The sequence below is a fragment of the Limnohabitans sp. JirII-31 genome (assembly GCF_002778315.1).
Lineage (GTDB): Bacteria > Pseudomonadota > Gammaproteobacteria > Burkholderiales > Burkholderiaceae_C > Limnohabitans.
In genome coordinates this window covers 1-1,441 of record NZ_NESA01000031.1, presented here as the reverse complement: position 1 = coordinate 1,441, position 1,441 = coordinate 1, and the positions used below count along the sequence as shown (strand labels likewise).

General features: G+C 47.9%; 1 protein-coding gene. It reads right to left on the bottom strand.

Features of this window, described 5'->3' with window-relative positions:
- On the bottom strand, positions 1 to 1,432 hold a 1,432-nt coding region (locus B9Z41_RS16815), incomplete at its 3' end, for a tetratricopeptide repeat protein (RefSeq protein ID WP_143474228.1).
- Between the last annotated feature and the right edge of the window lie 9 nt (positions 1,433 to 1,441).

Genomic DNA, 1,441 nt, shown 5'->3' with positions numbered 1-1,441 from the left:
CTTCGTGCTTCCAACGCCACTCATAGCTTTTCCAACCTTCTTTAAATTGCCCCAGAGCCAAAAGTTCCAGTGATTTGTTCCAATGCGCACCCGCATAGTCTGGCTTTAGGCTGATTGCTTTGTCATAACTGGCTAACGCAGCCTCAAACTGCTTGAGTTCTGCTTGTGCGTAACCTCGGTTGGAATAAGCCTCGGAATAATCAGGTTTGAGACTGATCGCTTTGTCATAACTGGCCAACGCAGCCTCAAACTGCTTGAGCTGGGTCAGTGCATTCGCTAAGTTGCAATGAGCCTCCGCATAATCGGGTTGGATACTGATAGCTAGGTCATAACTGGCAATAGCCGCCTCAAATTGTTTGAGGGCTTGCAGGGCATTGCCTTTGTTGATGAGTGCATCGACGTAATCAGGTTTGATGCTGATCGCTTTGTCATAACTGGCTAGAGCAGCGTCTAATTGCTTGAGCGCATGCAGTGCGACCCCACGATTGAAGTATGCCTCCGCGTAGTCTGGCTTGATGCTGATCGCTTTGTCATAACTAGTCAACGCAGCCTCAAACTGCTTGAGTTCCGCTTGAGCGCAACCTCGGTTGGAATAAGCCTCGGAATAATCAGGTTTGAGACTGATCACTTTGTCATAACTGGCTAACGCAGCCTCAAACTGCTTGAGTTCTGTTTGTGCGTAACCTCGGTTGAAATAAGCTTCGGAATAATCAGGTTTGAGACTGATCGCTTTGTCATAACTGGCGAGTGCAGCCTCAAACTGCTTGAGTTCTGCCAGTGCATTCGCTAGGTTGGAATGAGCCTCTGCATAGTTGGGTTCGAAACTGATCGCTTGGTTGTAACTGACCACAGCTGCCTCAAATTGTTTGAGGGCTTGCAGAGTATTACCTTTGTTGATGAGTGCATCGACGTAATCTGGTTTGATGCTGATTGCCTTGTCATAGCTGCTCAGCGCCGCTTCATAATGATGCTGCTGTTTGAACACAAACCCTCTATTGAAATAAGCCTCTGCGCAATCGCTTTTCAGCTCAATTGCCTTTGCAAAACTCTTCAATGCCTCGTCAAAGTGTTTTTGCCTTCGAAGGATGATTCCTTTATTCAAATGAATTTCATGATCATTGGAGTCGAGTGCGGTGGCTTTTTCATAACTGATCAATGCTTCTTCAGATTGATCGATGGTTTGCATGGCAAGTACAAGATTGGCCGTTTGTTTGGTCTGACTTAACAGCGCAACAGACAACCTCTTGAGCACAGATGCCCAGCTTCGATCAACTTCTTGTCTGTACAACTTGACCGAGTCATACCAAGGACTGTCCTCTCTGTCCAACAACCAGCGCCAATCGGGGACGTAGGGCAGCAACACCCAGGTCGGTCGCCCCAAGGCTCCAGACAAATGTGCCACGCTGGTATCCACGCTGATCACCACATCCATCAGCTCACA